The following is a 23,684-nucleotide window of genomic DNA, read 5'->3' on the forward strand; positions in this document are numbered from 1 at the left end:
AAGGGGTTCTTCCCCTCTGCCGCACCGGGACGGGCGGTTCACCCCCCCATCCCGATAATTTCCGGAAGTCTATGACTCGTGAACGAACCCCATGTCGACGCCGACGAGCCCGACGACGGTGCCGGTCGCGTCCCTGACCGGGGCATACCCGGAGAGGATGGTGGCGGTCTCGTTGCCCCACTCATCGATGTAGAACCCGGGTTCAGCAGAGGGTTCCTCAAAGCCGGCGAGGAACGCGACGTCCTCCTCCGTGGGCACGTAGACGTCGCCTATTGCGGCCGCGTACGCGCTGCCGTAGTCTGCGTCAACGGCGTAGTCGGTGGCGTTCTCGGTCTTGCGCATGGTGTAGACATAGACGACCCCGGGGTTTGCGTCACGGAAGGTGTTGAGTTCATCGCGGATGGCGGTGAACGCCGGGGTCGTCTCGTCGCCGGGCTTGAGTGCCGCCATCGTGGTGCCGTCGATCTCTCCTGCAGCCTCCACCGCGAGAGCTTTCAGCCGCTCCTGCGTGATTGGGTTCCCTGCTTCGATGGCTGCCATCCCGACGCTGGCGCCGCTCGCGTTTGTTATCGGGGCATACCCGCAGATGAGACTGTAGATCTCAGCCGTGGGTTCCTCAAAGCCGGCAAGCAAGACGGTGTCGAGGTCCGTCAGGGTGTAGCCTTCGCCTATCGCGAGGGCGTTGTTGTCGCTGCCGTAATCCGCATCCACGACGTATTCGGTGATGTTTCCGGCTTTCCGCATCGTGTAGATGTAGAAGATCTCAGGGTTTGCGGTCCGGAAGATGTTGAGTTCATCGCGGATGGCGGTGAATGCCGGGGTACTCTCGTCGCCGGGCTTGAGCGCCGCCATAGCGTCGCCGTCAATCTTGCCTGCAACCTCCACCGCGAGGGCTTCGAGCCTCTCCTGCCCGATCGACCCGTTCGGCTCGAGGCAGACCAGCCCGACGCCGGCGCCGGCCGCGTTCCTCACCGGAGCATACCCGTACACGGCGGAGTAAACCTCAGCGAAGGGTTCTTCAAAGCCGGTGGGATACGGGTTTCCGGGTTTCACAGCGCGGTACCCGCCACCGATTGCGTATGCACCGGTGCTGCCGTAGTCTGCATCAACGATATGCTCGGTGCCGTTTTCCACCTTGCGCATCGTAGAGATGTAGACGATCTCGGGGTTTTCGTCCCGGAACGCGTTGAGCCGGTCGTGGATGGCGATGTACGCCGACGTGTTCTCGTCGCCGGGCTTGAGCGCGGCAAGAGCATCGCCGTCGATCTGCCCTGCAATCTCCGCCGCGAGGGCCTTTGCCTCGTCCAGCGTGAGCACCTTCTGCACCGGCACGATCGTGCCGGGGGTCGGTTCGGTCTCGCCGGGGGCAAATGCAATCATGACCCCTGCGGCAACGACGATCAGCGCAACAATGGCGACGATCAGGATGTTCTTGACGGTCATACCAGATTCTCCTTCAGGATTTTATTGCAGAAGTGGGCATTTAAACACTCGCAAATGTATCGCGGTTGGATGTGGCGCTATGGTAATTTCAGCGCCTTTGTGGCGGAATACCGGGGGTAACAGTGGGGATGTTTGAGATACGTATTCAGGCCAAATCGTCGCACTCAGGCTGACGTGCTCCGGGATTTCAGGGATAGCGCCGACGATGAGAGGATTGGAGGCGGCGTGCCCCGGCAGAATTGACCCTGTCAGCCCTGCCCTATCCTTGATATCGACGAGAGCCAGGCATGGTGCCCTTCGGGCTGGACGACGTTCTCGAAGACCGCCGGCTTGATGTAGTTGATGAGCCAGCCCTCGCGGAAGGTCTCCCGGATCTCCTCCTGCGTGATCCTCCTCGGGAGCGGGTATTCGCCGGGGTTCTGGTCACTGAAGCAGAGCATGAAGTAGTTTCCGCCGGGTTCGAGAACAGCTGCGAGGCTTTTTACGAAGACGGGCCGGTCTTCGTCGGGGAGGACATGGAAGAAGCCGGAGTCGATGACGGTATCAAACGTCCGCTTAAGCCCGGCGAGGTCCAGGGCGTTCCAGACGCGGAACGGCGCCCGGAGCCCCCGTGCCGCAGCCTTCTCCTTCGCCGTCCGGATCGCAAGGGAAGCGGTGTCGACCCCGAGCACCTCGTGGCCTCTCTCTGCAAAGAAGAGGGCGTGCTCCCCCGTGCCGCATCCCACATCCAGGACGGAGCCCGTAACCTCTCCTGCCCGGGCGAGGTCGACGAACGCCTTCTGGGCCCGGCCGATGTCCCAGGGCGGCGTGCTCCGGTAGACCGAATCGAAGATATCCATGTGGTATAATGGATCCCGGAGTAACTTAACCCGTTGGAAACGGATGGACAAAGAGATCCGGGTCTTATCCCTCCCCCTCTTCCCTATGGCTGCTAAAATCTGCTTTATTCGGACGACATCCTGCACCTTCTCGTCGAAAAGCCCCACGGGGAGGTAGAGCGGGAAAGGCCGGACCGGTCTGGGCCGGAATGCTGCAAGATGCGTAACGTAGTGGAACGTCTTTTTCAGCGGGACCAGGGCGTTCGGGAAGAGCGGATCGCCGGCTGATCGGAGCAGTCCTGGCCGGCACCAGGGAGCAGCATACGGAGACCCGGCGCGCACAGTGTTTTTAGGGGAGGTGAACCGCTGGTTCGACATGGGGGTGCAGTACCGGGGGAGGGAGTGCCCGGGGCACGACGCTATGCTGCAATATGCCCATAAGCCGCCGTAGAGACTCTTGCGTGCCCCGGGATCCAGTATATTGAACCATCCGGTTCAATGATCCGACTCGCACCATGGTAGGTGCTTATGCCATACCCATGTCAATCAGGGTACAGCGGTGCCGGGCAGATCCGGTAACCGCAGGGGGGAAGCAACATGACCAAGCGAACGATTGCCCTCGGGCTTGGAGCCGTTCTTCTGGTTCTGCTTGCGTTTGCCATACCGGCGAGCGCTGCGGCTCTGTGGTCCGGAGGAGCCGGCAATGCAAACGAAGACTGCCCCGGCTGCCAGTATGCCTGCAACGGTATCTGCAGCGGAGACCTTGACCAGACCCGCGATCAACTCCGCGATGGGTCCTGCACGACGACCCCTGTAGCGACAGGTGACGGCGATCAGACCCGTGACCAGCTCAGGCTGCAGGACGGAACCGGCGAGAACTGCAGGAAGTAGGAATCTCATCCAGCAGCCACCACAGTGGAAGGATGCCCCGCATTCTTCCCGTTTCTTCTGTTCGTTTGCTCCGGAGACCAATCGCTGCTTCCATTCGAGAGAAAAACACGCTTTCGACCGAAGACTGGGCCGTTACAACAATAGTAGACCCTGTGGCGTGCCTGTTCCGGATGCCGGGCGACAGGCACCGGCGCAGATGGTCGAGACTCTGCCGGCCCGGATGTTACGCCCCTCTCCCCGATCTCACGAGCCGGGAAGGCACAGGAGCGCTTGAAACTCATCGCCGGTATCCGGGCCCGGAAAGAGATCGTCCGGAGCGTCCCGGGCGCAAGAGGTGCCCCGGAGGGCACCGGAACGGTGACGATACTCTTTTGCCGGTGCTGCCGCTTGCGCCGGCAGACGTCACGGGAGTCCCCGATAGGTCGGGGCGGGAATTCTCCTCCTCGGCCCCTCCCGGAAATGCCGGGCACGCGGTGACGCAGAGGCTGCACCGGATCGTTGCAATCCTGGCGACCGCCGGCGCAAGCGGGGCTATCCTTCTGAGCAGCACCTGCCGCCGGATCAGCCACTTCACGACCGGGACTGCTCCGGGCGGGACCCAGGTGCGCACGGTCCGGCACCGAAACGCATCGACGCCGTCCGGTCCCACCGCTCCGTTCGGGCACGCCCGGGTACAGGCTCCGCACCCCGTGCAGAGCGGAGCGCCGCTCGGTCCGGCTCTCTTTCCTGTCTTCTGACCCGGGGACGCGGTCACGACACCGCCGAGGAGCAGCCGCGAACCGAAGCGGGGATTGAGGAGGTGGGTGTTCTTCCCGATCTCTCCAAGCCCCCCGGCCGCTGCAATCTGCTTCATGCGGACGACGCCCTGGACCTTCCCGTCGACAAGCCGCACGGGGAGATAGAGCGGGACGGGCCGGGCCGGGATCTGCTCCGCCTCGAGGCAGCCGGCGAGCCGTAGGGCAGCGTTGTCGAGACGCTCTGCAATCCGAAGCATCTCGCGGGTCTTCTCCCTTTGCGGCAGCCGGTATACCGGGACCGGGACTTCCTTTCCGAAGACGATCACGGACCGGGCGGCCGGGAGGAACTGCAGCACCGCTGTCCTGTCCGCGTCGCTGAGCGCCTCGATGCCGACCGAGCAGTAGACGTCGACTCCCTCATCCTCAAAGAACGTTGCAAGATCCATCCCGGCGCTCCCTGGAGTATATGGATGCCTGCAGGGGTATCAACCTTGTGAGCGGAAGTTCGTTTGAACGCCGTCAATCAGGCTCTGGTTCATGCTCCACGGCCGACTCCTGGGTAGGAAGGCGGGAGGAGGAGAAACCTGCTCCCGTGGGGCAAAGCCGCATCGCACCGCTTGTGGATCGGCGTGCTCGCGGGCGGTATCCAGAGTTTCACCCGCTCCGGGGATGCCTCCAACGAAAGAGGTCATTCAGGCGTCGTCTGAATCTGGATGAGATTGCCGCAGGTGTCGTCGAAGACTGCTATGGTCACCCGGTCGAGAACTTCCGTCGGCTCCATCGTGAACTTCACACCCAGCCCTTTCAGTCTCCCGTACTCCGCACGGGTGTCTTCAACACCAAAGGACGCGGCGGGGATACCCTGTTCATAGATTCCTTTCTGGTATGCCCGCGCTACGGGATTGGCGTTCGGCTCAAGCAGAAGTTCGGTCCCGCCTTGATCGTCGGGGGAGACGACGGTAAGCCACCGGTACTCTCCGGCAGAAACATCGCTTTTCTTCACAAAGCCCAACACATCGGTGTAGAATCTCAGAGCCCTGTCCTGATCGTCCACAAATATGCTGGTCAGTATGATCTTCATAACCGTCCATACCCGGAGAACTATATGTACGTTTGGCAACTGATCAGCCCGAATCAGGACGAAGTTCTCATGCCCAGACGATCAGCGCACCGGCAGCGGTCGAAGCGCCGGGTCTCACCGTCAGGCGCGGCGCCATACCCGACCGGGGTTGGGCCGGGGAGATGCGATACCGTCAAATCCTGGGGGCTCTCAAGAGAGTGTATGAGCGAATCGGCCCGGAAGGTTCTCCGCTGCCCGGTATGCCGGAGCACCGAGATCTCCTGGGATGCCCGTGGCCTGTACGCGACGCTCTATCACTGTAAGCAGTGCGGGTATCAGGGAGCGTTCATCCTCGAATGTGACGAGGATGCCGATAGCGTCTGAGTGAAAGCGTGCCGGTCGGCCGGGTGAAAGGCTAACATTAAGGTTGCCTCCTCTTTTCCTTCTTGAGTGCCGGAGGTCCGGTCAACAAGAATCCGGATGATTCAAAGTCCCTGAGGTCCGTGCTGTGGGTTCTCCCGTCGGGAGCGATGGCCGGCGTGATGAACCGGAAGAACTCGCTCGCGAACTGCTCGTAGCTGAACCCTTCCGCCTCAATCACCAGCTTCCACCTGTTCTCCAGGGAGAGGATGCCCATGAAGGATATCATAAGGTACATCGAGGTCAGGAACGGATCGAGGTCGGGTCGGATCGTCCCGTCATCGATCCCCTCCCGAATCGCATCCGCCAGGATCCGGCGGCAGGTGCCGTAGCCTTTCCCGATCTCTGCAGCATAAGGGTTCTCCCTCGAGAACCGTTCGGACCCGTAGAAGTGGATGAGCCGAAGATAGTCCGGGTATTCCTGCGAGAACCGGTAATACGCCTGGCCCATCAGGACCACTTTGACGATGCCGGGAACCTCTCTTTCCATGCACTCGGTGTATCTCTCCGTGAGGATCCGGACACCGCGGAGGACGATCGTCGCGAAGAGGGCCTCCTTATTCTTGAAGTAGAGGTAGATGGTGGCCTTGTTCAGTTCGACCTCGTGGGCGATATCGTCCATGGAGACGTCTTCGTAACTCCGGGCAAAGAAGAGACGCTCGGCTGCATCGATGATCTCGGCTTTTCGCTGCTCTTTCTCCCGTCGTCTTCTCTCGGCGATTCCCATACTTCCGCTTCACCAGATCCCTTTCCTGGAACTCCCCATCTGCCGGGAGGAATATTCCGTCACAGGAAGTACTCGGGCTCCTTGCGCTCCCGATACAACGTGCTCAACCGCACCGAAGCGTCCCAGACCAGGCCGGACTTCATCGTTCTCGCGTGCGCGGGACAGCGTTTGATGCAGGCACAGCACGTGATGCACTTCTCCGGGTCGGTCGAGTAACCCTCGTCCGGATCGATCGCGCCCGTGGGGCACTCCTCCGCACAGGTCCCGCACCGGGTGCACGCATCGCTGACCGCGATGAAGTCCACCGTCCAGAGCGTCGGGTCTCCCCGGTAGGGGCAGCAGCCGGGTATCGCTACGTCAGGGATCCGGTCGACTGATGGAATGGCCTCGAGTTTCTCCCGTATCTTTCGCCCGAACGTCTCTGCCAGGTGCAGGTCGGCTGCATCCGGGCGGCCTTCTGCCGTCGGCGTCCCGGCGCTGGAGAACGAGTGTTCCCCGATGAATGCTCCCCCGGCGATCGCCCTACACCCACGCTGAACCAGCATATCGTTTAACTCGATGAGTGCATCGTCATACACCCGGTTGCCATAGACGACGACACTTACCGCAGGCGTATCATGGGCCCTGATCGCCTGCAGCCAGTCCATCAAGAGGGCCGGCACCCTTCCCATGTACACGGGGACTGTAACGATGAGGAGTTCATTTGCCGACGTCTCCAGCGGCTTAATTCTTGCCTGCGGCGTGGTGATGTCGATGAGTTCCACCATGTTGTGGTTGATTCCCCGTGCGATACCCTGGATGACCGTCTTTGATCTTCCCGTGGGCGAGAAACAGACCAGTTTCAGCGAATCTATCTTCATATGGTCTCCTCCGGTTGATCCGCGGACGCGATCGTCTTCAGCAGCCAGGCCATGTTCTTTCCGGCTTCTTTTGCCCTTGCTATCCCTTCTTCGTCTCTCCGGACGTCCCCGATATCCCGGCCGATGCCGATCACCGGGGCTCCCGTGACCGTCATCCCGCTGTAGAGCATGAAATGCAGCAGGGTATCGACGGTATGGTTTGCCCCGGATCTCCGCACCGCTGCCGCGGCGATTGCCGCCTTGCGCCGGAAGGGCCCGTCGTTTGCCCTGGCTACCACGCCTGCCCGGTCGATCAGGGCTTTCATCTCGGACGTGACGTCGAGGAAGTAGACCGGGGAGCCGAGGATGATCCCGTCGGCCTCGACCATCTTCTCGATACAGTCGTTCACGATGTCGTCGTCAACGACACACCGCAGATCCTTGTTCTCGAAGCATCTCCGGCAATCGGTGCATCCCCGGATCATCTGCCCGCCGACCTGGACAAGGTCCGTCTCGATGCCTTCGTTCTCAAGTTCGTCGAGGATACGCCGGATCAGGATGGACGTGTTGCCGTCTCTCCGGGGGCTGCCATTGAATGCAACGACGTTCAGTCTCTTCATCGCTTTCACCGCCTTCATTCCTGTTCCGGACCCTGCGACGCTACCCAGTCGTCGATGAGCGCACGGGTCAGGCTGAGTCTCGGAGGAAGAGCCGGGAGATGGTCGCGGTCAACCCATACGGCGCTCTCGACCTCAACACCGTCCGGGACAATTTCTCCTCCGTCGTACTCGGCGACGAACCCGATCATGAGTGAATCGGGGAACGGCCACGGTTCGCTTGCACGATACCGGACATTCTTGATCGCGATCCCCGCTTCTTCGCGGACTTCGCGGCGCACGGCATCCTCGATCGTCTCGCCGGGCTCGACAAAACCGGCAACGAGGCTGTACCTGCCGGGTGGCGCCCTGACTCCCCGGACCATGAGGATGGCGTCGTTCTTTCTTACCAGCACGATGATCGCCGGGGAGAGCCGGGGATAGACGATCCGGTGGCAGGACGGGCAGACTCTGGCCCGCTCGGTCCGTGCAGGTTCTGTTGGTGTGCCGCACCTCCCGCAGAACCGGGTGTTCCTGTCGTAATCGATGATCTGAACCGCAAGCCCGGCAACGGCAAGTTCCTCGTCCGGGATGAGGCCGGCAAGTTCGCGTACGCCGGAATGTGCCAGCCCGTCGGGCAGGGGCAGGTCGCCGGGGACCTCGACGGCATAACAGGCAACCGGTCCCCGGTGGCCGAGATATTGGGCATCCCTCTTCAGCCCTTCCGGGCATACTCCCTCAAAGATAGTCGGCGCGCTGCCGTTCCTGACGCAGACTCCCCCGTCGCGGACAAACACCAGGCATGCGTCGTCCGGGAGCCGGTCCGGTTCCGGGTACTGCCTGTGCAGGCAGTTGACTGCAAATGTTGCTTTATGCTCCATGATAGCCCCCGATTCCCGTGACTCCGAGTTTTTCCCTTCTATACACGTTCCCACGGGATTTCTCTCCGTTGAGTCTCTATCTGATCCATCCCTCCCCCAACCGGGAGGCGTATCTCCAGGCTGCCCGAAGGTAGTCTCACCAATAGTACATCCCTTGATTATATTATAACTGCCGGTTAGTTAGTAACTGTTAGTTATGATATTTAAATATTGGAGTACGGCGGAGCATGCACACAACTCATGTCGCGTCCGGGTGAAGGCGGGGAGAGGGCCCCGGCAGGAAAGGCCTCGCCCGGGTGGGCCCCCTGCGCCCTCAAACCGGCGAGACGTTCCGAAGATGACTGTCTCCGATGAGAATCGCTTGAGAGACGCTGCTATCCGGGCTGGGTTCCAGCGGCAACTCGGAGCACCGGGTCTCACCGTCAAGCGCTGCGTCATACGGGATGCGACGTACATCGCCGCCGGTCCGGGACGCACCTCCTGCGGGCACGTCCCGGGAAGAACCGGCACGGATACGGCGGCACCCGGGCAAAAAGGCCTCGACGCCCTGGGTGTGCGGGAACGATCATCCTCGGGCGGGTCATCGGTCGAGGTCTCCGATGAAGGAGGATACGTGCGGTGCTTGGTGGTCACCTCCGTTTCGTCCTGAGGCGGACCCAAAAGAGAACGTTCTTGCCCTGCCGCGATCATACGGGAGATCATGACCCCCCTCTCTCCCGGCCTGATCGCCCCCTGCGGAATGAACTGCGGGCTCTGCATCGGCTATCTCCGGGAGAAGAACCGTTGTCCCGGCTGCCGGACGGAGGATGCCGGCAGACTGCCCCGGTACTGCGCCGGATGCAGGATCAGGACCTGCGAAGACCGCACGGGAGACTACTGCTACGACTGCGCCGGATATCCCTGCCCGCGGCTGAGACGCCTTGATAAGCGCTACACGACAAAGTACCGGATGAGCATGCTGGAGAACCTCCGCGATATCCGGGAGCGGGGCGTCGCGGCGTTCGTCGAGCAGGAGGAGGTCCGCTGGAGATGCCCGCAGTGCGGTTCGATCCTCTCCGTTCACCGGGATCGCTGCCCGCGCTGCGGCCGGGCGTGGTGAGGGGGGAGCACCGCCCGCGCTATTCTCCAGGTCGACCTCCGGTCGCTTCCCCCGGCCATCCCGGTTGCCGGGCAATAGACGGTGGTCGAAGATTCACCGGGTGCCCAAAGCGTATTCCTGCAGGTATGCAACAGCCAGTTCGTATGCCGAATGCACCTTCTCTCTCTCAACCCCCGGCACGCCGCATGCCACAATGTGTACCGTCTTTGTGGCGAGGGTAATCTTTGTTGCATCCGAGTCCCGGTACGGGTAGACGGCGACGATCTCGTCGTCATCTGTCAGGATGACCTGGTTCTTATGGAGCATGACGGGTGCTGCCATCCCGATGCCGAGGAACTCTTCGCCCTCTTCTGCAAACTGCATAGAGAGGTCCCCGGCCAGGGTATCGGCATCAAACGCGGCGATGGGTATGCCTGTGCGAATCGAGGCCAGGTTATAGGCGTCCACCGCGGTGTTGATCGCCGGGAGCATCTTTTTGGCCAGGATCCTTCTCACCAGCGCTTCCGAGGCGGGCCGCGTTTTGGTCGGATCGACGCCCACCTTCCAGAAGAAGTCCCTGTACGCCCTGAAGAGAGGTTCATCTTTGATCCTCTCCAGCGTATATCGTTCTCTTATTGACTGGACGGTCTCGTCTCTCAGGGCTTCCAGGCGCGGGCTCTTCTCCTGAATCGAGAGCGGTCCGACATCACCCTCCGCAACCGAGAGACCGGGGAAGGCGGCAAGAATCTCCTTATGCATCTTCATAGTTCGTACCGTTCCTGCCTGCTATCCCAGCGAGAGCAGGTCTTTCAGAATGACGTTTATCGCCTCCATATCCTCGGCCGCGCACTCTCCGATCTTCCTGACGAAACGGTCCTGCGAGAGAGCAACAATCTGGAAGACCAGCGCAGCACTGTCGGAGGAGAGCCCGTTCTCCGCACTCTTCTCGATGCCATGGATGTGCGGGAATGAAAAAGCCGCCGGGGTCGTCGTCAGCGGGACCACGATGGTTATACCCCCGTAGGCGACGCGAGGATCACGGCGGGCCGAAGCCCGCTCTGCTCGTGCCCCCGTGCGTCGGTGAGATCGACGAACCAGATATCGCCCCTGCTCCGGCGCATCCTAATGCCTCATCGACCGGATACTGGCCCGCTGCCACTCCTCTAACTCGGCGTCGAGCGCCGCCTTCTCCTCATCGGTGGGGACGAAGAGGTACTGCTTCGCCCGGTTGACACCCTTGACGATCTGCTCGCTCGAATAGAAGGACTTCATCCTCCTGACAGTCCGGTACGCCTGCTGTGGCGGTTGGTGCATCTCGTAGGCCAGATACCCGTAGGTCGCCCCGATCTCAAGCAGGGACGGGCTTTTGTCGAAGAGAGCAGTGAGTTCGGCAACCGAATCCGCCTCGGCGGGGGAGAGTGTGCTCGCCGTCTCGCACCGGGAAAACTCGTCGGCGTGCTGGTAATACTCCCGTGCAAGGTCCGGCGAGTAGGGTCCCCGGACGTAGAGGCGAAACGGATACGCGAACTCGATGCCCTTCAGTTTCAGCAGGTAGACGAGCTTCTGGGCGATGAGCCGGTGCTCGAAGAGGTCTTTGTCCATCCGGAACCCCGCCTCCCGGAAGCAGGCAATGACTTTGCTTCTATCGTCCACAGTGATCACCTGCGCAGCCCAGGAGTTTGCAGAGCCAGCCCCGGACACGCTGCCACTCGGCGAGCCCTTCCGGGGTGATGGCGTAGAGGTCGAGTTCCTTCTCCTCAAGCGTCACCTTCTCGGAGCGGAGGTATCCCATCTCGACGAGCTTCTTGAGGTTTGCGTAGAGCACGCCGTCGCTCAGGTTCAGCCCGGCTTTGAGCTGCCGTGCGGTGGCCCCGTCCTCGCCGAGCTCGGAGAGCGCCCAGAGTATCTCCAGGCGCACCCGGGAGATGAGGGCGCTGTTCACGTCCTCGGACTCTTCCACGATTGCTATCAGATCGTCAGGCATAGGCAACTTTCAACTTTGAGTAGATGTTGGAGTCCGGGGTGATAAAGGGTTCGGGCGGTGCTCCTTAAGTGTCAACGGGCCCCGTGTTCTTACAGGGGACCCGATGCGATGAAACCTGCTAGCTACCGCATTCTCCTCCGGAAGGAGCCGGAGGGCGGGTACACCGTCACCGTGCCGGCCCTCGCCCGTGCTCGCGTCACGCTCAGGGGGACCATCGATGAGGCGGTAGCGATGGCACGGGAGGCCCTCGAGGTCTATATCGAGAGCCTGCGGGAGAGGGGGAAGAGATTCCGACCGAAGAAGGGTGGCCTGGAACACAGGCTCACCGTCGAAGTCCCGGGATGAACGCCCGGGCCGGACCCCGTGAACCGGCGTACCCCGGGATACCTATACTAGAGAGGAAGACGCATATCCCGATCAGGAATGGATACCGTCACCCGCGAGGCCGGCGGGGAGTGTGCGAGGATCATCGGCATTCTCCGAAGGAACAAGGCGCACCTGGAGGAGACCTACCACGTCGGATCCATCGGCATCTTCGGCTCGTGCCGGCGTGGCGAGGAGCACGAGGGAAGCGACGTGGACATCCTGGTCGAGTTCTCCGAGGTGCCGGGGATCTTCGGGTATCTCAGGCTTGAGCGGCACCTGTCCGAGATCCTCGGTAGACCGGTGGATCTTGTCGAAAGGAGCGCGCTCAAGCCCCGTATCGGCCGCCGCATCTTAAAAGAGGTTATCTACGTATGACGGCCCCGCGTAGCACGCTCGACTACCTGGACGATATCCTTGATGCCGTCGAGAAGATCGAGATCTTCACCCGGGGCATGTCGTATGAGGAGTTCTCCGAGGACGACAAGACCGTCTACGCGGTCACGCGGGCGCTGGAAGTGATCGGCGAGGCGGCGAAGTGTATTCCCCGATCGGTCAGGGAGAACTATCCCGGAAACCCCTGGACCGAGATGGCCGGTATGCGCGACAAACTGATCCACGCCTACTTCGGGATCAACAGGGCGATCATCTGGAGGACGATCCATGATGATCTCCCCCCTCTCAGATCCGCGATGCAGGCCCTCCGCGATGACCTGACCGCGAGCGGGTCTCCGTTGGATCCGTGAGCAGCTCGCCCTCACGGTCGGGATCCCTACGGCAACGGGGGCATCAGGGAGCGTTTATCCTGGAGCGTGAGGTGAGAGAAATGGATGACCCCTCAATGAAGGGGTTAGAGCAGGACAACTATAATCTGTCCGGAGCGCTCACATACGCATAATCTGGAGTGTCCGGCATGGGAATGCACTATATCTGTGCCGCAGAAGGCAGGAAGACCGACGTTATCGTGCCCATTGACCTCTAGGAGAGCCTGACCGCCGGAAAACCTGCAGACAGACCTGTCGGGGTTGCCGAGCCCGCGAGATACCGGGGGATATATCGGGACCTGGATCTCGACCTGGAGGCTGAGGTCCGGAATCTGCGGGACGAGTGGGACCGGACATGAAACGGTACCTGCTCGATACAAACATTCTCATCTACGACCTCGCAGATGCCGTTCCGCGGTGAGTGATTCGGGCGAGGTGGTACACGCACGGAGACCTCTTAGATCCTCGGGGAGTGTATCATCATGAGCAGGGACGTGATGCGATGAAAACCTGTCAGTTACCGTATCCTCCTCCGGAAGGAGCCGGAAGGCGGATATACCGTCACCGTGCCGGCCCTCCCCGGTTGCGTCACGTCCGGAGAGACCGTCGACGAGGCGATAGCGATGGCACGGGAGGCTGTCGAGATCCTGCAGGCAGAGTAACCTCCTGCCGCTACTTTCTACCGGGAACCGGCAGGAGAACGAACGGGCAACAGACTACAGGAGTGCCCGGAACTCGTCGACAGTGATCCCGGCCTGAAAAAGAATCGTCTGAAGAGTCCTGGGCGCAAGGGTCTGTTTGGGATGCACGGGAACAGTGACGATGACGTCACGCTGCGCGTGATAGAGGTAGTGATGGCTTTCCCGGGTGCCGACCACCTCGAACCCGGCTTTCCTGAGAGCACCGACCACCTTTGCACCGGTGGTTCTCGGAAGTTTCATGTCCCGGCGTTGCTCGTGTTCAAGGGAACGGAGACCTCAACCGGGATTGGTTTGCCGAGTTTCCTGGCCACCTCGACGTATCCTGCGATCGCCTCCTCGATATGCGCCAGCGCCTCTTCCCAGGTAGACCCCTCGCTGACACATCCCGGAAGGGACGGTACCGTTACGGTATACCCTCCATCCTCATTTTGTTCCATAAGAACCGTATAACGGAGACGAGTTTCCGACACGCGATCCCTCCTGTGGAGGATTGTCCACGAGACTATATAGGGGTTATGGCGGTGATTCTGCAGTAGGTACGGCTCGCAGAGGGGCATGGATCACCCCGATAAATGACCTTTCTTCAGACAGAGATATGTAGATTGAAGCACCAGAGGATCATAGACCGCAGAGGTGAGGCTGCCATGACTCAGGTAAAAGAGGAGATCATCAGCGAGCTCGATGACCTGCCGCCCCGGACATACGGTGAGGTGCTCGATTTCATCCGGTTCCTCAAGTCCCGGCGCAGGAAGGCCGCCCCCGACACCGCGCTCGCGAGCGAGCCCGTGCTCCGGAAAGATTGGCTCCGGCCCGAGGAGGACGAGGCGTGGAGCGATTTGTAAAGGGAGATGTTATCGTTGTGCCGTTTCCCTTCTCGGATCTGTCGACGGTGAAGCGGCGGCCGGCCCTTGTCGTTGCGGCGCCCGGAGGAGACGATGTAATTCTCTGCCAGATCACGAGTCAGCAGGTCCGGGATCGCTACGCCGTCGGTATTACCGACCTCGACTTTGCAGAGGGAACACTCCACAAACCGAGCAATATCCGGCCGAACCGGCTGTTTTCTGCCAGTGTCGACCTGATTCTTTATCGAGCTGGACGTCTCAACGACCTGGCCGTCATGTCGGTCACCGATCGGATCATTGAGATCTTGCAGGCAGGTTAACTTCTTGCCCCTACTTTCCGCCGGGAACCTGCAGATACGGCCTTCGTGTCCCCCTTCACTCCCAACCCGCGCACGGCTCCTCGTTATCTACTACCTCTTCTCCAGTCTCTTTTATGACACATTCCTCTCTTCTCCGTAGCGACCAGACCCTCTTCAGGGACCCGGACATCTTCGAGCTCACGTTCGTCCCCGAGCACCTCCACCACCGTGACGCCCAGATCAGGGAACTCGCCTTCCTCATCAGCCCCACGCTCCGGGGCGGGAGCGCCCTCTCTGCCATCCTCCGCGGGCCACCGGGGACCGGGAAGACCACCACCGTCCGCCGGATCTTTTCCATGATCCGGGAGGAGACCCGGCAGGTCGTCCCGGCCCACATCAACTGCCGCCACGACCATACACCGCTCACGGTCTACCGGAGCATCACCAACAGCGGCTATCAGCCTCTCACCGGCGTTGCGGCGACGACCACGCTCAAGGAACTCAAGGCTCTGTCGACCTCGGCATTCTGGAGCGGAGAGCACCGTCGAGGAAGAAGACGCAGTACATCCTGCACGAGGAACGACCATGATGCCGGGTGTGGATAGCAGCACGGAGTTTTGGCAGATCGGGCACCGCCCCTGCTCCGGATCAACGCGGGTGCCCTGCCGGGTGCGGGTAACGTGTGGATACAGGGATATGGTAGCGCACCGGGCGATGAACCCCCACTCTGGCAGGATCGAGTATGAGATCCGCGGCAGCCCTGGTGCTCCCGGTGTTGCCGGAAAGGGTCCAGGCCAGCCCGTGGTCGTTTCAGACTGCCCGGATGCACGGCGCCCTATTCCGGCCTGCCGGAGAAGTGCCCGGCGATCAGCCTCTACGACACCGCGGTGACGGAGGGCGGGTGCGGGACCACGGTCTGTTGCCGGGAGCAGTACTTCACGTTCGACAACGAGGTCTACCGGGCCTGGGGTGGGGGCCTCCGTCTGGCTGGACGAAGACCCTGACAATGGCAGCAATGGCAGCATGTTTCAGCAGAATGGCAGCAACTGCTGCCAACAAGAGAACGGCAGGAGCGAGAAGAGTTCCGGGAAAGACGTTCAGGATCCTGATATAGATCGATCTATGTACGTACATGTACAGCAGAATAAGAGAACGGAGAGCATGGATAGCAGGACTCCCGGTGATAGCCGGGGTGCGTGTGTTTTCCGCACTGCTGCCAATGATCTGGAGGATGCCTCTAATAGTGCCGGAAATCTGGATTCTGGCTCAAATACTGATGCATTGATTGGCAGCACCTGCTGCCAACGTGCTGCCACTGTGCTGCCAGCGTTGCCACCGATCAACCCCACTGAGTACATCCCCCCTCCCCGGCCGCAAAAGACGAGCCCGGGCCTGCATCTGCAACCGGCAGGCCGACGTCGCGGGTGTTGCGGGGCCGGCGGAGGGGTCTACCTCTGTTACGATTGCCTCAAGAAGGCGAAGCGGCCGGCGAAGGTGTAGCCCCTGCCGAGGGTCCTCGATCACCGAGCGTTTGCCCGGGTGAAGGTGGAGATCGGCCGGTGCGAGGGTGTTATGCCCGGCTGGTGCTGGAGTGGAATTGGGGGGAGGGGGTGAGGTGAACGACTTCCCCGAATCAGAATTACCCTATTGCCTCCCGCATTATCGGCGATACAATGGAGGCAGGTCTGATTCGACTGCAGGACCCGGAAACTCGATCCAATAGATCCAGAAGGTATGTCCCGTACTGGGCATGAGATATGTAATCCGCATGTACGGATCGTTCCGCTCCCGATCTGGAAAAATCAATTTTTAGGGGAATTCCTGGAAATGCGTCAATGATAGTTAGTTTTGGGTATGTAACGGGTATGTAATCCACAATGATCCCGGCATGTACATCATGGTTCATAGAGCCGGGCCTTCCCTCTTCGTAAAACTCCGGACCGAGCACTGTATCGTCCTATCTCCTCGGATATCGCTTTGCTGGGTATGTAACCGGCATGTAATCGGGAGTGCGGGGCTCCGGGGAAACCACCCGATCGGCCGGCGCGAGGTCTGCGGGGGGGGAAGAGGGCGGTGTACCGGTCCCGGGAGGCGCAGGCGGGGGTGTGTGAGGAACGACTGTCCGTAGGGTGCGATGGCCTGAAGGGCCGGAGCATGAGCACCGAAGGTGCGGAGCAGGAGTTCGAGCACCATTAGGTGCAAAGTGCGACGGTTCGCAGAATCGGAGCATGAGCACCGTCAGGTGGGAGGTGCGAGCAAGAGCGAGCATGAGAAGCCATCAGGCTTCGAAGGTGTTATTCCGGCTGGTGCGGGAGTGGAATAGGGGGAGGGGGTGCGATAAGGGTTGCACACGCTGAACCAGGTTTATCCAGTGATATGAAAACACTTAAGGAGTTTGGAAAAAAATACGCTCGTAAGTGAGTGATATGGGAAAACAATTTCATATAGTTCCCTCAATAATCCATTCTGACACCCATATTGTATCTCCAAGCGTCAGGGCCCAAAAATCCTTTTTATCAATCATATCGTCGGCGAAAAAGCAGGCTACTGTAGAGCCCATATACGGCAATAAATTTGCATTTCAACCTGGAATCTTGGGTAAGTGAAAGAATGAATGGAATAGGTAGGATTCTGTGTCGGATTGGCCTTCATAAGTGGGGGAGAGCACATGGCTACAGCCAATTTTCTTCAAACGTTGTCGACATGAAGCAGAGGTGTCTCCGATGCGGCAAGGTGAAGAGATGGGTCGAACCTAAGAAAAACCGTAGATGGTGAACAACACCTGAAACTCGCTATAGCGCGTATGACAGAGAACGAAGATCTGCAGGTAGAACCCCGAGTCATCTACTATACCCTTGATGGGATAGGGTATAAAATTCGGATAGATGTTTATCGGAAAATCAAAACGTATTTTGCAGGCAAGGGATACTACGATAGGCCAGAATCATACCAGGACTATCTTTATGATTCTGTACAGCGTCGACACCTCGATGACCTCATTTTCCAGATCATGCAGGGAGCGGATAGCATCGATGGGATGGCGAGGATTGCGATCAACATTGTTCAGCGTATTCCCTATGACCACGACAAAGTGAGGTATGATCTCCGATATAATCCGGACTGTCCCATCCGATTTCCATACGAAGTCATTTATGACAACAAAGGGATTTGCTCTGAGAAGTCTCTATTACTAGCATTTCTCCTTAAGGAATTGGGATTAGGAGTTGCATTGTTCCGTTTCGATGAGGAGAACCACATGACTGTTGGGATTAAATGCCCTCCCGAATATGGCTACCATGACACTGAATACGCTTTTGTTGAGACAACGGGAGTAAACCTAGTCACCGATGACCAAATGTACTACGTAAGTTCCAAGGAGTATGGATTTCCTTTCATCCAGCTTAAGTCCATTCCAAAGTTAATCCCCATCTGTGGTGGGGCGTCATTTGATAGCGTACACCAGGAGTGGTTTGATACAAGAGATTTACATAGTTACCAGAAAAATCCCGGCAGTTATTTCCACATCACCCGATATATTGAGATTGCACGAAGATATGGACTTTGAAATCTAGTCATTCATGGTCCCATTGATCGAGTGTGGAAGACCATTGCACCATTGTAGTGCTTATAGTTGATTTCAGTGTTGAGTTTGGTGAATCTGCTATGATGGTGGAGTGAAGTGGTGAATCTGAGCGACAATGGAGTTCTAAGTAAACTACTATCCGTTGTAGTTGGGGTTATACTTGCGTACAAAAGTCCGAAAAGGAATAATATTCGACCACTTCATTTCTGAGCGATATAGTTGAAATTGCCGTTTAATCACAGTTGCGTTGGTAGTTCCAGGGATAATCATATCTTGCTAGGAGGTTATTTTGCATTATCACTGCATTTTCTTTTGAAACTTTCCTCTGGAACCGGTAGTATAGAGATTTTCCCAAACGTAGCTCATTGTCAATTAAATTACCCAAATGAGAACTATCTCGCGCATAGGTTGAGATCCTTGCTCTTAAATTGCCTGTTTCACCAACATACATTATCTCATGTTTTCTGCCTCTCATCGTTTTAACCCCTAGTTCGTAGCACGCTGGCCCCTCCCATTGGGGAGTGTTTTCAGGAAGGTATTCACTCTCATCTGCAACTCTCACCCACTGCGTCCATCCCATACATTCTGAAAAGAAAAATTTAAAATATTTAAACGTTGTTAAAAGGTGATTGGTAGTATGGTAAATTATAGGTGTAATAGGTGTTTTGATACTGGGTTGCTTGTCTGTGGCGTCTGTGAAGGAAAAGGGAAAGATATACTCGGTTTTGTCTGCAGAAACTGTAACGGTTCAGGCCATACAACCCAGCCGTGTGGTTGTGGGGCGGGAAAACGCCCTTCAAGAAAACCGCGAAGATGATAGATTGACACTCTAATAGCACTTCTGTATCCGCTGAAAACTGCTCCTAGTCATTTTCTTTCGAATTTCTTCAAATCCAATTCAATACTTACTCAACTGTGGTATCTTTCGATAGTGCAACCCTACCTTGGAGTGTAAGCATATTATTTTGAGTGCATATGCACCACTTGACGGTTACAGCAAAGACGAGGAGTACGGCGAAAAACCGAATGTCGGCATATTCGGAAGCGTCTCCCCAGAATTCCCCCGGAAATTTACGACTACATGAAAAACCGCGTCGGCAACGCCAGCAAATCCCTTGACACGTTAATCTGATATGCTACTTCCGGAACTCAGTCCGCTATGTTTATTCCTCCGCAAACAAGATCGGCCAACCCAGACCCGAACCCGTACCCCCGCCCACCCCTAGGTAACGCCCCCGGACACCCCCCAAAACCCCCGCGAACGACATCGACACCTCTTTCCCGCCCCGGACCAGAACATTCAGGTAATGAGTGCAGAAGAGCGCTGGAGCTCCCGGCTCACTTCATATTCGCCAGGATCGGGGGGACGATCCCCGGGGCCTACTTGCAAAGCCGGGATACCGTCACCGAGCCGGCCATTCCGGGTCTGTCACCAACGGGGAGAGAGCAGTGAAAAGGCGCCGGCACGAAAGACCTCGCCCCCAAACAAACCCACAACCCCTAACCCCCCACCCCCAGCTCCTCCGACCCCGTGATCGCCCGGACAATCCCGGCAACGACCGCCCGCTCCTCCGGCTGCAGCCTCGTGTAATACAGCCTCGTATCCTTCGCCTCGACGATCGCCACGGCATCCGCGACCGGCTTCAGGAACCCCTCCCACCCGGCCCCCCCGGAGAGAACGATCTCGCGAACGGCGCTCCCGACCGCGGAGACCTCCCCTGCCCCGGCGAGCCGCTTCAGGAACCCGGCCGTCATCCTCCGTGCCGCTGCCGGGTCCAGGCGGTCTCGCGTTCGCGGTCGACGAAATCGTCGCCTGTTGCGGGGCCTCCTATGGGCAGCATGTACGACACCTGACAGATCCGGTGTATAACAAGTCTGTTACCTAACAAATCCGTTATTATCCGGGCAGGGGCCGGCATCATCTCAATGCCGGTATATACAGCGGCACCCGGACAGGAGACCGGAAGAATGACAACGGACCGCGACAGCAGGTAATCCCGGGAGCGGAGGGGATCGTTCTTCAGGAGAGGTGCCGGAACAGTTGGTAACATGAAAGGAGGTCAGAACCATCCGTACCGTTTATGCGCCTGCTCGATTGACATCACGGCAAGAACATGGACTTCCAGCTCCTGCTCATGGATGCGATAGAATGCCGTGAATGTCCGGCTGATGTGAAGTCGATAGGTGTCCTCACGCCCGTGCACGTACAGGCGCTCCTTGTCGCTTCCGCTGCCGGGGAACGGGTCTTCCTGAAGAGTTTTCAGCTTCTCCATGACGATCCGCCGGCTCTTTTCGCTGAGGCTCCGGATACTCTCAAGGGCCCTGCGGTTAATCAGTATCCGGAACGTCAAAGTCCAGCTCCACGAAATCCCCATCGGCCTCGATACGGTCCATATCCTCGATGAACCGGCGCTTCTTCTCCTGCTCCACCATCTGTGAGAGGAGGTCGTCGAAGGTCTGGCCGGGGTGCTTCAGCTCGGAGATCGCCGCCCAGACCCCTTCCGAAACGGGGATTCTTTTCGTTGCAGCCATGATAGTATTGTAAACTTTCGTCATATTTACAATGTTGGCACCGGGGTGAGTGGGTGGGTCCTGGACACCTGGGATGTGAGTCTACAATCCGGGGAAGGGGCGATAGGTCTTCCGCTTTTTCTCCATTCCTGGAGTTCTAAGAAATATCCTTTACTCAAAAGAGTGTGGATCTTAGGTTCTAGATGGTTTTTGAGAATGATAGGACGTTTTTCAGGTGCTTACTTCTTACATCTGCCGGACTTTGTGGCTGTGTTGTTCGGGTTGAGCTGATTTGCCCTGTTGTCTACTGCAGCCTTGTGTGAGGCGTTGTTGGGGTTCTTAACATCCGCACGCTGATTCTTTGCCATACAACCTGCTTGTTTCGATTCTACATATGCTTTCTTGTCGATCCAAAAACGGACGGTAGCGCTATGGGATACTGCACGGATACCCTTTATCACAAGGAATGCACTATCACGAGCAGGGGTGCACTATGATGAGATGCCTGAATTCCTGAATTCTCCTCTTGGAGAGAGCCGGAAGGCAGGTATACCGTCACCGTGCCGGCCCTCGCCCGGCTGTATGAGGCGATAACAATGGCACGGGAGGCCGTCGAGGTCTATATCGAGAGCCTGAAAGAGAGTGTTGAGAAAATTCCCATGATGTTTATCAGACGCCTGATCCATCTCTTTCAGTAGAGGTATCGTCTCTTTCGAAAAATTCAGACAGCGTGGACTGATCCCTCATAGCACTCGTCCGGTAGTCCTCAAGTGCGAGTCGCTCCCCCTCCGCACCGGCTTTCTCGTCGACCCATCGCTCAATAAATTTTGCCTCGATATTCTCAAGAACGGCACGGAGTCTGGATCCCCGGCAGTTGAGCCGGATAGCATCGGCATCGACTTCATCGAACAGCTGATACTTCTGCCCGTATTCGAGGACAGTTCGTAACTTCTCCGTCACCATCCGTGCCTTCCGATCGTCTGAAACGCCCAGCGAGATGTTAGCCATCAGGGTCGAGAGCACCGCGCTCTTCTGGATGAGCTTCGGATCTTCGATACCGTCATCGAACAGGTTCTTTCGGTAGCACTCCCCGATGATTGCCAGCTGGATGAGCCGGTAGGGGTTCGTCGAATAACAGTAGGGGAGTTCATACTGCTGGTGGAGGTCCTGATCGCCGAAACCCGCCTGCAGCATCTCGTTTAACGCTGAATTCTCATGCGAGCATTCGAGGAGAAGTTGTATCAGTTGAGACCGCGGGGCGTAAACCCAGACTTTTATCCGGTCGATGTCGTATTTGGGATGCGGCTTCTGGCCCTGTGCCTTCATGGACTCGATGATCTTTATCTTGTCCTTCTCGTTGATGCAGAGCACGTACTCGAACCGGTCCGGATCGAGCTCGATGTCTATGGTCTCTGAAAGATAGTCCGTCTTTTCAAGGACCATATCCCGGGCTAATCCGACCTCTTTTAACGTCTTTTTTACGTCGGTGATCGAGGATTTGCACTCGATGAAGATCGCACGGTTTTCGCCTTCGTTGTAGAGGAAGAGATCGAAGTTGTGATTTCCCTTCTTTGCGGAGCCGAACTCGATCAGGGGCTCTGCAAAATAAAATTCGTATCCGGATCTCTGTGAAAGGTCGGTCTGTGCGAAAGATTTTGCGCACTGCTTCACGAGAGTGTGGTGCTTTTTGTCGTCCTCAAGAGCATCACCGATCCGCTCTCGTGCCGACGGTATGGAGTATGTTTTATATTTGTCCTTTAATTTATCCAGTTCCTCGCGGACTTCAGGTGGAGAACGCTTGTAGAACGCCTGAAAGTCTTCCTGCTCACGAGGAATATGGATGGTATCACCCTACGGTCGCCATATGGTCGATATTCTCGACCACAAACTCGAAAAACCTCATGGATGTTCCGATGTCTATTTTCTCGACCGGATAGACGTCGATCTTCCTACCGGTCGTCGAGATGTCCAGAAGAGAACCCGTGTGCTCGTCGATCAACCGGGCGGAGAAGAACATCGAGCCCGGCAGCAGCACCTGCTCAAGTACGGTAAAATTCCACTCCTCGCTGCACATCGCCTTGCAGAAGCGGGAGACGTCATCGTAGTGCATCTCCACCGGCACATCGATTGACCAGGGGATCTGAATGGCATTCGAGAATTGCCTGCGGGACCCGACCTTGCTGATGGAGTATCCCGACTCCCCGATTGCCTCTCTCACGTTTTCAAGCCGTGAAACGACTTCTTCGATTATCTTGAAGATGCCGGCGAAGTGTCCGTGACGCAGTGTTATGATCCCCTTATTGTCGATGCGGAACGCGATGCCGTTCGGGAGCTGGACCTCAAGAATCTTTGGTAGCACACCGTAGTAGAATTCCATCTCCTCAAGCGTGTGTTTTCCGTCGTTCCCCCTATACTGGATGCCTCTCTTGACATGAGGCCTGAACTCGGAGTGAATATCGGTGTTAGGGCCCCTCCTCGCGGAGAAATAGGTTATGATCATGTCCGGGTATTCCCGGGCGAGGTTATCTTTGATCTCCTTCATCACCTTGGGGGCTATCCAGAGATTCGATATCTCCTTTGTACGGTTGATATAAGTGAAGAGGATGTCAGGTATCTCGTTGGTTTTCTTTGCATCCGTGATGAAGAGCGGGACGTTGTTCCTGTCGTCGAAGAACGTGTAAATGTAAATCCGTTTATCCTGGGACTCCTTTGAGAGAAGGAGCAGTTTTCCTGCCCTCTTATCGATGGAGAAATGGAAGTTTTTGAGACTCTCGATGAACTGGTCGATATTCTGGAACATCGATAGCGTTGCAACTATGTGGAGGTTACTGTTGACCTGGTCGTCTCCTCGCTCGCATTCAAGGTACTGGATCAGCTCCTGAATGTCGTCAAAGTCTCTATCATCACTGATGAGCGAAGGGAGGTTCAGAGTATCACGTCCCTGGTTAATTTCCATTAAGTTCCAGGTAGATTTAGATGTTTCTTATTCGGATCTAATACCGGCGGAGCGTGAAAGGTATCTTGAAAATTGCTGTATATCAAGTCAATCCGGAAAACAGTATGGACCGAGCGGGAATTGAACCCGCGGCCTCTTCCATGCCAAGGAAGCGATCTACCCCTGATCTATCGGCCCCTATTACCCTACAA

33 protein-coding genes and 1 tRNA gene are annotated in these 23,684 nt (G+C 57.8%); 11 read left to right on the plus strand and 23 right to left on the minus strand.

Going from position 1 to position 23,684, the window contains the following annotated elements:
- Positions 1-69 precede the first annotated feature (69 nt).
- Together BRA49_RS11210 and BRA49_RS11215 are read right to left on the minus strand one after the other, a co-directional pair.
- Entirely contained in the window at positions 70-1,443 is a 1,374-nt protein-coding gene (locus BRA49_RS11210; protein ID WP_292386142.1) for a hypothetical protein, read from the minus strand.
- 248 nt (positions 1,444-1,691) lie between these two features.
- The gene (locus tag BRA49_RS11215; RefSeq protein WP_292386144.1) at positions 1,692-2,282 is read right to left on the minus strand and encodes a class I SAM-dependent methyltransferase; all 591 of its coding nucleotides are present in this window, start codon (positions 2,280-2,282) and stop codon (positions 1,692-1,694) included.
- Between the two features lie 576 nt (positions 2,283-2,858).
- Between BRA49_RS11215 and BRA49_RS11220 the strand changes: the two genes are divergently transcribed.
- A complete protein-coding gene (locus tag BRA49_RS11220; RefSeq protein WP_292386147.1) occupies positions 2,859-3,152 on the plus strand; it encodes a hypothetical protein in 294 nt (97 codons plus the stop codon).
- 277 nt (positions 3,153-3,429) lie between these two features.
- On the opposite strand, the gene BRA49_RS11225 is transcribed toward BRA49_RS11220, so the two are convergent.
- Together BRA49_RS11225 and BRA49_RS11230 are read right to left on the minus strand one after the other, a co-directional pair.
- Entirely contained in the window at positions 3,430-4,335 is a 906-nt protein-coding gene (locus BRA49_RS11225; RefSeq protein ID WP_292386149.1) for a 4Fe-4S binding protein, read from the minus strand.
- Positions 4,336-4,577: 242 nt separating this feature from the next.
- Positions 4,578-4,970, minus strand: coding sequence for a VOC family protein (locus tag BRA49_RS11230; RefSeq protein ID WP_292386151.1), 393 nt, complete (start codon positions 4,968-4,970; stop codon positions 4,578-4,580).
- Positions 4,971-5,171: 201 nt separating this feature from the next.
- On the opposite strand from BRA49_RS11230, the gene BRA49_RS11235 reads away from it, so the two are divergent.
- Entirely contained in the window at positions 5,172-5,333 is a 162-nt protein-coding gene (locus tag BRA49_RS11235; RefSeq protein WP_292386153.1) for a hypothetical protein, read from the plus strand.
- 37 nt (positions 5,334-5,370) lie between these two features.
- Here the strand turns inward: BRA49_RS11235 and BRA49_RS11240 are convergent, their stop codons facing one another.
- From BRA49_RS11240 to nudC, 4 genes are read right to left on the minus strand one after another with little or no spacing between them, the layout of a single operon-like run.
- On the minus strand, positions 5,371-6,096 hold the full coding sequence (locus BRA49_RS11240) for a TetR/AcrR family transcriptional regulator (protein ID WP_292386155.1): 726 nt from the start codon (positions 6,094-6,096) through the stop codon (positions 5,371-5,373).
- A 59-nt stretch (positions 6,097-6,155) separates the two neighbouring features.
- Positions 6,156-6,956, minus strand: a complete 801-nt coding sequence (locus BRA49_RS11245) for an EFR1 family ferrodoxin (RefSeq protein WP_292386158.1) — start codon at positions 6,954-6,956, stop codon at positions 6,156-6,158.
- Positions 6,953-7,555: a flavodoxin family protein gene (locus tag BRA49_RS11250; protein WP_292386161.1), complete on the minus strand. Its 603-nt coding sequence runs from the start codon at positions 7,553-7,555 to the stop codon at positions 6,953-6,955. Before BRA49_RS11250 ends, BRA49_RS11245 begins: the two co-directional genes overlap by 4 nt.
- A gap of 14 nt (positions 7,556-7,569) precedes the next feature.
- Positions 7,570-8,412, minus strand: a complete 843-nt coding sequence (gene nudC, locus BRA49_RS11255; RefSeq protein WP_292386165.1) for an NAD(+) diphosphatase — start codon at positions 8,410-8,412, stop codon at positions 7,570-7,572.
- Between the two features lie 700 nt (positions 8,413-9,112).
- Here nudC and BRA49_RS11260 point away from each other — a divergent pair.
- A complete protein-coding gene (locus tag BRA49_RS11260) occupies positions 9,113-9,511 on the plus strand; it encodes a DUF3795 domain-containing protein (RefSeq protein WP_292386167.1) in 399 nt (132 codons plus the stop codon).
- Between the two features lie 93 nt (positions 9,512-9,604).
- Here the strand turns inward: BRA49_RS11260 and BRA49_RS11265 are convergent, their stop codons facing one another.
- The 5 genes from BRA49_RS11265 to BRA49_RS11285 are packed head-to-tail and all read right to left on the minus strand — an operon-like array spanning position 9,605 to position 11,474.
- On the minus strand, positions 9,605-10,255 hold the full coding sequence (locus BRA49_RS11265) for a B3/B4 domain-containing protein (RefSeq protein ID WP_292386170.1): 651 nt from the start codon (positions 10,253-10,255) through the stop codon (positions 9,605-9,607).
- Between the two features lie 21 nt (positions 10,256-10,276).
- On the minus strand, positions 10,277-10,495 hold the full coding sequence (locus tag BRA49_RS11270) for a type II toxin-antitoxin system PemK/MazF family toxin (protein ID WP_292386172.1): 219 nt from the start codon (positions 10,493-10,495) through the stop codon (positions 10,277-10,279).
- Positions 10,496-10,500: 5 nt separating this feature from the next.
- A complete protein-coding gene (locus BRA49_RS11275) occupies positions 10,501-10,611 on the minus strand; it encodes a type II toxin-antitoxin system PemK/MazF family toxin (RefSeq protein ID WP_292386174.1) in 111 nt (36 codons plus the stop codon).
- A gap of 1 nt (position 10,612) precedes the next feature.
- Complete coding sequence (locus BRA49_RS11280; RefSeq protein WP_292386175.1) at positions 10,613-11,143, minus strand: hypothetical protein; 531 nt, start codon at positions 11,141-11,143, stop codon at positions 10,613-10,615.
- A complete protein-coding gene (locus BRA49_RS11285) occupies positions 11,133-11,474 on the minus strand; it encodes a transcriptional regulator (protein WP_292386176.1) in 342 nt (113 codons plus the stop codon). The genes BRA49_RS11280 and BRA49_RS11285 overlap by 11 nt, the downstream gene beginning before the upstream one ends.
- A 108-nt stretch (positions 11,475-11,582) precedes the next feature.
- Here BRA49_RS11285 and BRA49_RS11290 point away from each other — a divergent pair, with 108 nt between their 5' ends.
- The 4 genes from BRA49_RS11290 to BRA49_RS11305 all read left to right on the plus strand — a co-directional run bounded on the left by BRA49_RS11290 (position 11,583) and on the right by BRA49_RS11305 (position 13,263).
- Positions 11,583-11,819 (plus strand): type II toxin-antitoxin system HicB family antitoxin, encoded by a 237-nt coding sequence (locus tag BRA49_RS11290; protein ID WP_292386177.1) that lies wholly within the window; start codon positions 11,583-11,585, stop codon positions 11,817-11,819.
- A gap of 78 nt (positions 11,820-11,897) precedes the next feature.
- The gene (locus BRA49_RS11295) at positions 11,898-12,215 is read left to right on the plus strand and encodes a nucleotidyltransferase family protein (RefSeq protein ID WP_292386179.1); all 318 of its coding nucleotides are present in this window, start codon (positions 11,898-11,900) and stop codon (positions 12,213-12,215) included.
- Entirely contained in the window at positions 12,212-12,583 is a 372-nt protein-coding gene (locus tag BRA49_RS11300; protein WP_292386181.1) for a DUF86 domain-containing protein, read from the plus strand. The genes BRA49_RS11295 and BRA49_RS11300 overlap by 4 nt, the downstream gene beginning before the upstream one ends.
- 542 nt (positions 12,584-13,125) lie before the next feature.
- Positions 13,126-13,263: a type II toxin-antitoxin system HicB family antitoxin gene (locus BRA49_RS11305; protein ID WP_292386276.1), complete on the plus strand. Its 138-nt coding sequence runs from the start codon at positions 13,126-13,128 to the stop codon at positions 13,261-13,263.
- A gap of 54 nt (positions 13,264-13,317) precedes the next feature.
- On the opposite strand, the gene BRA49_RS11310 is transcribed toward BRA49_RS11305, so the two are convergent.
- Both BRA49_RS11310 and BRA49_RS11315 read right to left on the minus strand, forming a co-directional pair.
- The gene (locus tag BRA49_RS11310) at positions 13,318-13,542 is read right to left on the minus strand and encodes a type II toxin-antitoxin system HicA family toxin (RefSeq protein WP_292386183.1); all 225 of its coding nucleotides are present in this window, start codon (positions 13,540-13,542) and stop codon (positions 13,318-13,320) included.
- On the minus strand, positions 13,539-13,772 hold the full coding sequence (locus tag BRA49_RS11315; RefSeq protein ID WP_292386185.1) for a type II toxin-antitoxin system HicB family antitoxin: 234 nt from the start codon (positions 13,770-13,772) through the stop codon (positions 13,539-13,541). The genes BRA49_RS11310 and BRA49_RS11315 overlap by 4 nt, the downstream gene beginning before the upstream one ends.
- 174 nt (positions 13,773-13,946) lie before the next feature.
- Between BRA49_RS11315 and BRA49_RS11320 the strand changes: the two genes are divergently transcribed.
- From BRA49_RS11320 to BRA49_RS11335, 4 genes are all read left to right on the plus strand, one after another.
- On the plus strand, positions 13,947-14,144 hold the full coding sequence (locus BRA49_RS11320) for a hypothetical protein (RefSeq protein WP_292386187.1): 198 nt from the start codon (positions 13,947-13,949) through the stop codon (positions 14,142-14,144).
- Complete coding sequence (locus tag BRA49_RS11325) at positions 14,129-14,464, plus strand: type II toxin-antitoxin system PemK/MazF family toxin (protein WP_292386189.1); 336 nt, start codon at positions 14,129-14,131, stop codon at positions 14,462-14,464. Before BRA49_RS11320 ends, BRA49_RS11325 begins: the two co-directional genes overlap by 16 nt.
- Before the next feature lie 113 nt (positions 14,465-14,577).
- Positions 14,578-15,048, plus strand: a complete 471-nt coding sequence (locus BRA49_RS11330) for an AAA family ATPase (protein WP_292386192.1) — start codon at positions 14,578-14,580, stop codon at positions 15,046-15,048.
- A gap of 2,198 nt (positions 15,049-17,246) precedes the next feature.
- Positions 17,247-18,008, plus strand: coding sequence for a transglutaminase-like domain-containing protein (locus BRA49_RS11335; protein WP_292386194.1), 762 nt, complete (start codon positions 17,247-17,249; stop codon positions 18,006-18,008).
- Positions 18,009-18,258: 250 nt separating this feature from the next.
- Here the strand turns inward: BRA49_RS11335 and BRA49_RS11340 are convergent, their stop codons facing one another.
- The 8 genes from BRA49_RS11340 to BRA49_RS11375 all read right to left on the minus strand — a co-directional run bounded on the left by BRA49_RS11340 (position 18,259) and on the right by BRA49_RS11375 (position 23,670).
- On the minus strand, positions 18,259-18,606 hold the full coding sequence (locus tag BRA49_RS11340; protein WP_292386196.1) for a hypothetical protein: 348 nt from the start codon (positions 18,604-18,606) through the stop codon (positions 18,259-18,261).
- Between the two features lie 920 nt (positions 18,607-19,526).
- The gene (locus BRA49_RS11345) at positions 19,527-19,781 is read right to left on the minus strand and encodes a hypothetical protein (RefSeq protein WP_292386197.1); all 255 of its coding nucleotides are present in this window, start codon (positions 19,779-19,781) and stop codon (positions 19,527-19,529) included.
- 305 nt (positions 19,782-20,086) lie between these two features.
- Complete coding sequence (locus BRA49_RS11350) at positions 20,087-20,299, minus strand: hypothetical protein (protein ID WP_349680910.1); 213 nt, start codon at positions 20,297-20,299, stop codon at positions 20,087-20,089.
- 55 nt (positions 20,300-20,354) lie between these two features.
- Positions 20,355-20,582: a hypothetical protein gene (locus BRA49_RS11355; RefSeq protein ID WP_292386199.1), complete on the minus strand. Its 228-nt coding sequence runs from the start codon at positions 20,580-20,582 to the stop codon at positions 20,355-20,357.
- Positions 20,583-20,776: 194 nt separating this feature from the next.
- Positions 20,777-20,905, minus strand: a complete 129-nt coding sequence (locus BRA49_RS11360; RefSeq protein WP_292386200.1) for a hypothetical protein — start codon at positions 20,903-20,905, stop codon at positions 20,777-20,779.
- A 301-nt stretch (positions 20,906-21,206) separates the two neighbouring features.
- On the minus strand, positions 21,207-22,208 hold the full coding sequence (locus BRA49_RS11365) for a hypothetical protein (RefSeq protein WP_292386202.1): 1,002 nt from the start codon (positions 22,206-22,208) through the stop codon (positions 21,207-21,209).
- Positions 22,209-22,383: 175 nt separating this feature from the next.
- Positions 22,384-23,493, minus strand: coding sequence for a hypothetical protein (locus BRA49_RS11370; RefSeq protein WP_292386203.1), 1,110 nt, complete (start codon positions 23,491-23,493; stop codon positions 22,384-22,386).
- Between the two features lie 105 nt (positions 23,494-23,598).
- Positions 23,599-23,670 (minus strand) — tRNA-Ala (locus tag BRA49_RS11375).
- Between the last annotated feature and the right edge of the window lie 14 nt (positions 23,671-23,684).

It is taken from the genome of Methanoculleus sp. UBA430 (assembly GCF_002506585.1).
Lineage (GTDB): Archaea > Halobacteriota > Methanomicrobia > Methanomicrobiales > Methanoculleaceae > Methanoculleus.

Excerpts from the sequence above, each read along its gene's own strand:
- BRA49_RS11210 (WP_292386142.1), bottom strand. The coding sequence starts at position 1,443 with ATGACCGTCAAGAACATCCTGATCGTCGCCATTGTTGCGCTGATCGTC.
- BRA49_RS11215 (WP_292386144.1), bottom strand. The coding sequence starts at position 2,282 with ATGGATATCTTCGATTCGGTCTACCGGAGCACGCCGCCCTGGGACATC.
- BRA49_RS11220 (WP_292386147.1), top strand. The coding sequence starts at position 2,859 with ATGACCAAGCGAACGATTGCCCTCGGGCTTGGAGCCGTTCTTCTGGTT.
- BRA49_RS11225 (WP_292386149.1), bottom strand. The coding sequence starts at position 4,335 with ATGGATCTTGCAACGTTCTTTGAGGATGAGGGAGTCGACGTCTACTGC.
- BRA49_RS11230 (WP_292386151.1), bottom strand. The coding sequence starts at position 4,970 with ATGAAGATCATACTGACCAGCATATTTGTGGACGATCAGGACAGGGCT.
- BRA49_RS11235 (WP_292386153.1), top strand. The coding sequence starts at position 5,172 with ATGAGCGAATCGGCCCGGAAGGTTCTCCGCTGCCCGGTATGCCGGAGC.
- BRA49_RS11240 (WP_292386155.1), bottom strand. The coding sequence starts at position 6,096 with ATGGGAATCGCCGAGAGAAGACGACGGGAGAAAGAGCAGCGAAAAGCC.
- BRA49_RS11245 (WP_292386158.1), bottom strand. The coding sequence starts at position 6,956 with ATGAAGATAGATTCGCTGAAACTGGTCTGTTTCTCGCCCACGGGAAGA.
- BRA49_RS11250 (WP_292386161.1), bottom strand. The coding sequence starts at position 7,555 with ATGAAGAGACTGAACGTCGTTGCATTCAATGGCAGCCCCCGGAGAGAC.
- nudC (WP_292386165.1), bottom strand. The coding sequence starts at position 8,412 with ATGGAGCATAAAGCAACATTTGCAGTCAACTGCCTGCACAGGCAGTAC.
- BRA49_RS11260 (WP_292386167.1), top strand. The coding sequence starts at position 9,113 with ATGACCCCCCTCTCTCCCGGCCTGATCGCCCCCTGCGGAATGAACTGC.
- BRA49_RS11265 (WP_292386170.1), bottom strand. The coding sequence starts at position 10,255 with ATGAAGATGCATAAGGAGATTCTTGCCGCCTTCCCCGGTCTCTCGGTT.
- BRA49_RS11275 (WP_292386174.1), bottom strand. The coding sequence starts at position 10,611 with ATGCGCCGGAGCAGGGGCGATATCTGGTTCGTCGATCTCACCGACGCA.
- BRA49_RS11285 (WP_292386176.1), bottom strand. The coding sequence starts at position 11,474 with ATGCCTGACGATCTGATAGCAATCGTGGAAGAGTCCGAGGACGTGAAC.
- BRA49_RS11290 (WP_292386177.1), top strand. The coding sequence starts at position 11,583 with ATGAAACCTGCTAGCTACCGCATTCTCCTCCGGAAGGAGCCGGAGGGC.
- BRA49_RS11295 (WP_292386179.1), top strand. The coding sequence starts at position 11,898 with ATGGATACCGTCACCCGCGAGGCCGGCGGGGAGTGTGCGAGGATCATC.
- BRA49_RS11300 (WP_292386181.1), top strand. The coding sequence starts at position 12,212 with ATGACGGCCCCGCGTAGCACGCTCGACTACCTGGACGATATCCTTGAT.
- BRA49_RS11310 (WP_292386183.1), bottom strand. The coding sequence starts at position 13,542 with ATGAAACTTCCGAGAACCACCGGTGCAAAGGTGGTCGGTGCTCTCAGG.
- BRA49_RS11320 (WP_292386187.1), top strand. The coding sequence starts at position 13,947 with ATGACTCAGGTAAAAGAGGAGATCATCAGCGAGCTCGATGACCTGCCG.
- BRA49_RS11330 (WP_292386192.1), top strand. The coding sequence starts at position 14,578 with ATGACACATTCCTCTCTTCTCCGTAGCGACCAGACCCTCTTCAGGGAC.
- BRA49_RS11335 (WP_292386194.1), top strand. The coding sequence starts at position 17,247 with ATGACAGAGAACGAAGATCTGCAGGTAGAACCCCGAGTCATCTACTAT.
- BRA49_RS11340 (WP_292386196.1), bottom strand. The coding sequence starts at position 18,606 with ATGGGATGGACGCAGTGGGTGAGAGTTGCAGATGAGAGTGAATACCTT.
- BRA49_RS11345 (WP_292386197.1), bottom strand. The coding sequence starts at position 19,781 with ATGACGGCCGGGTTCCTGAAGCGGCTCGCCGGGGCAGGGGAGGTCTCC.
- BRA49_RS11350 (WP_349680910.1), bottom strand. The coding sequence starts at position 20,299 with ATGGAGAAGCTGAAAACTCTTCAGGAAGACCCGTTCCCCGGCAGCGGA.
- BRA49_RS11355 (WP_292386199.1), bottom strand. The coding sequence starts at position 20,582 with ATGACGAAAGTTTACAATACTATCATGGCTGCAACGAAAAGAATCCCC.
- BRA49_RS11360 (WP_292386200.1), bottom strand. The coding sequence starts at position 20,905 with ATGGCAAAGAATCAGCGTGCGGATGTTAAGAACCCCAACAACGCCTCA.
- BRA49_RS11370 (WP_292386203.1), bottom strand. The coding sequence starts at position 23,493 with ATGGAAATTAACCAGGGACGTGATACTCTGAACCTCCCTTCGCTCATC.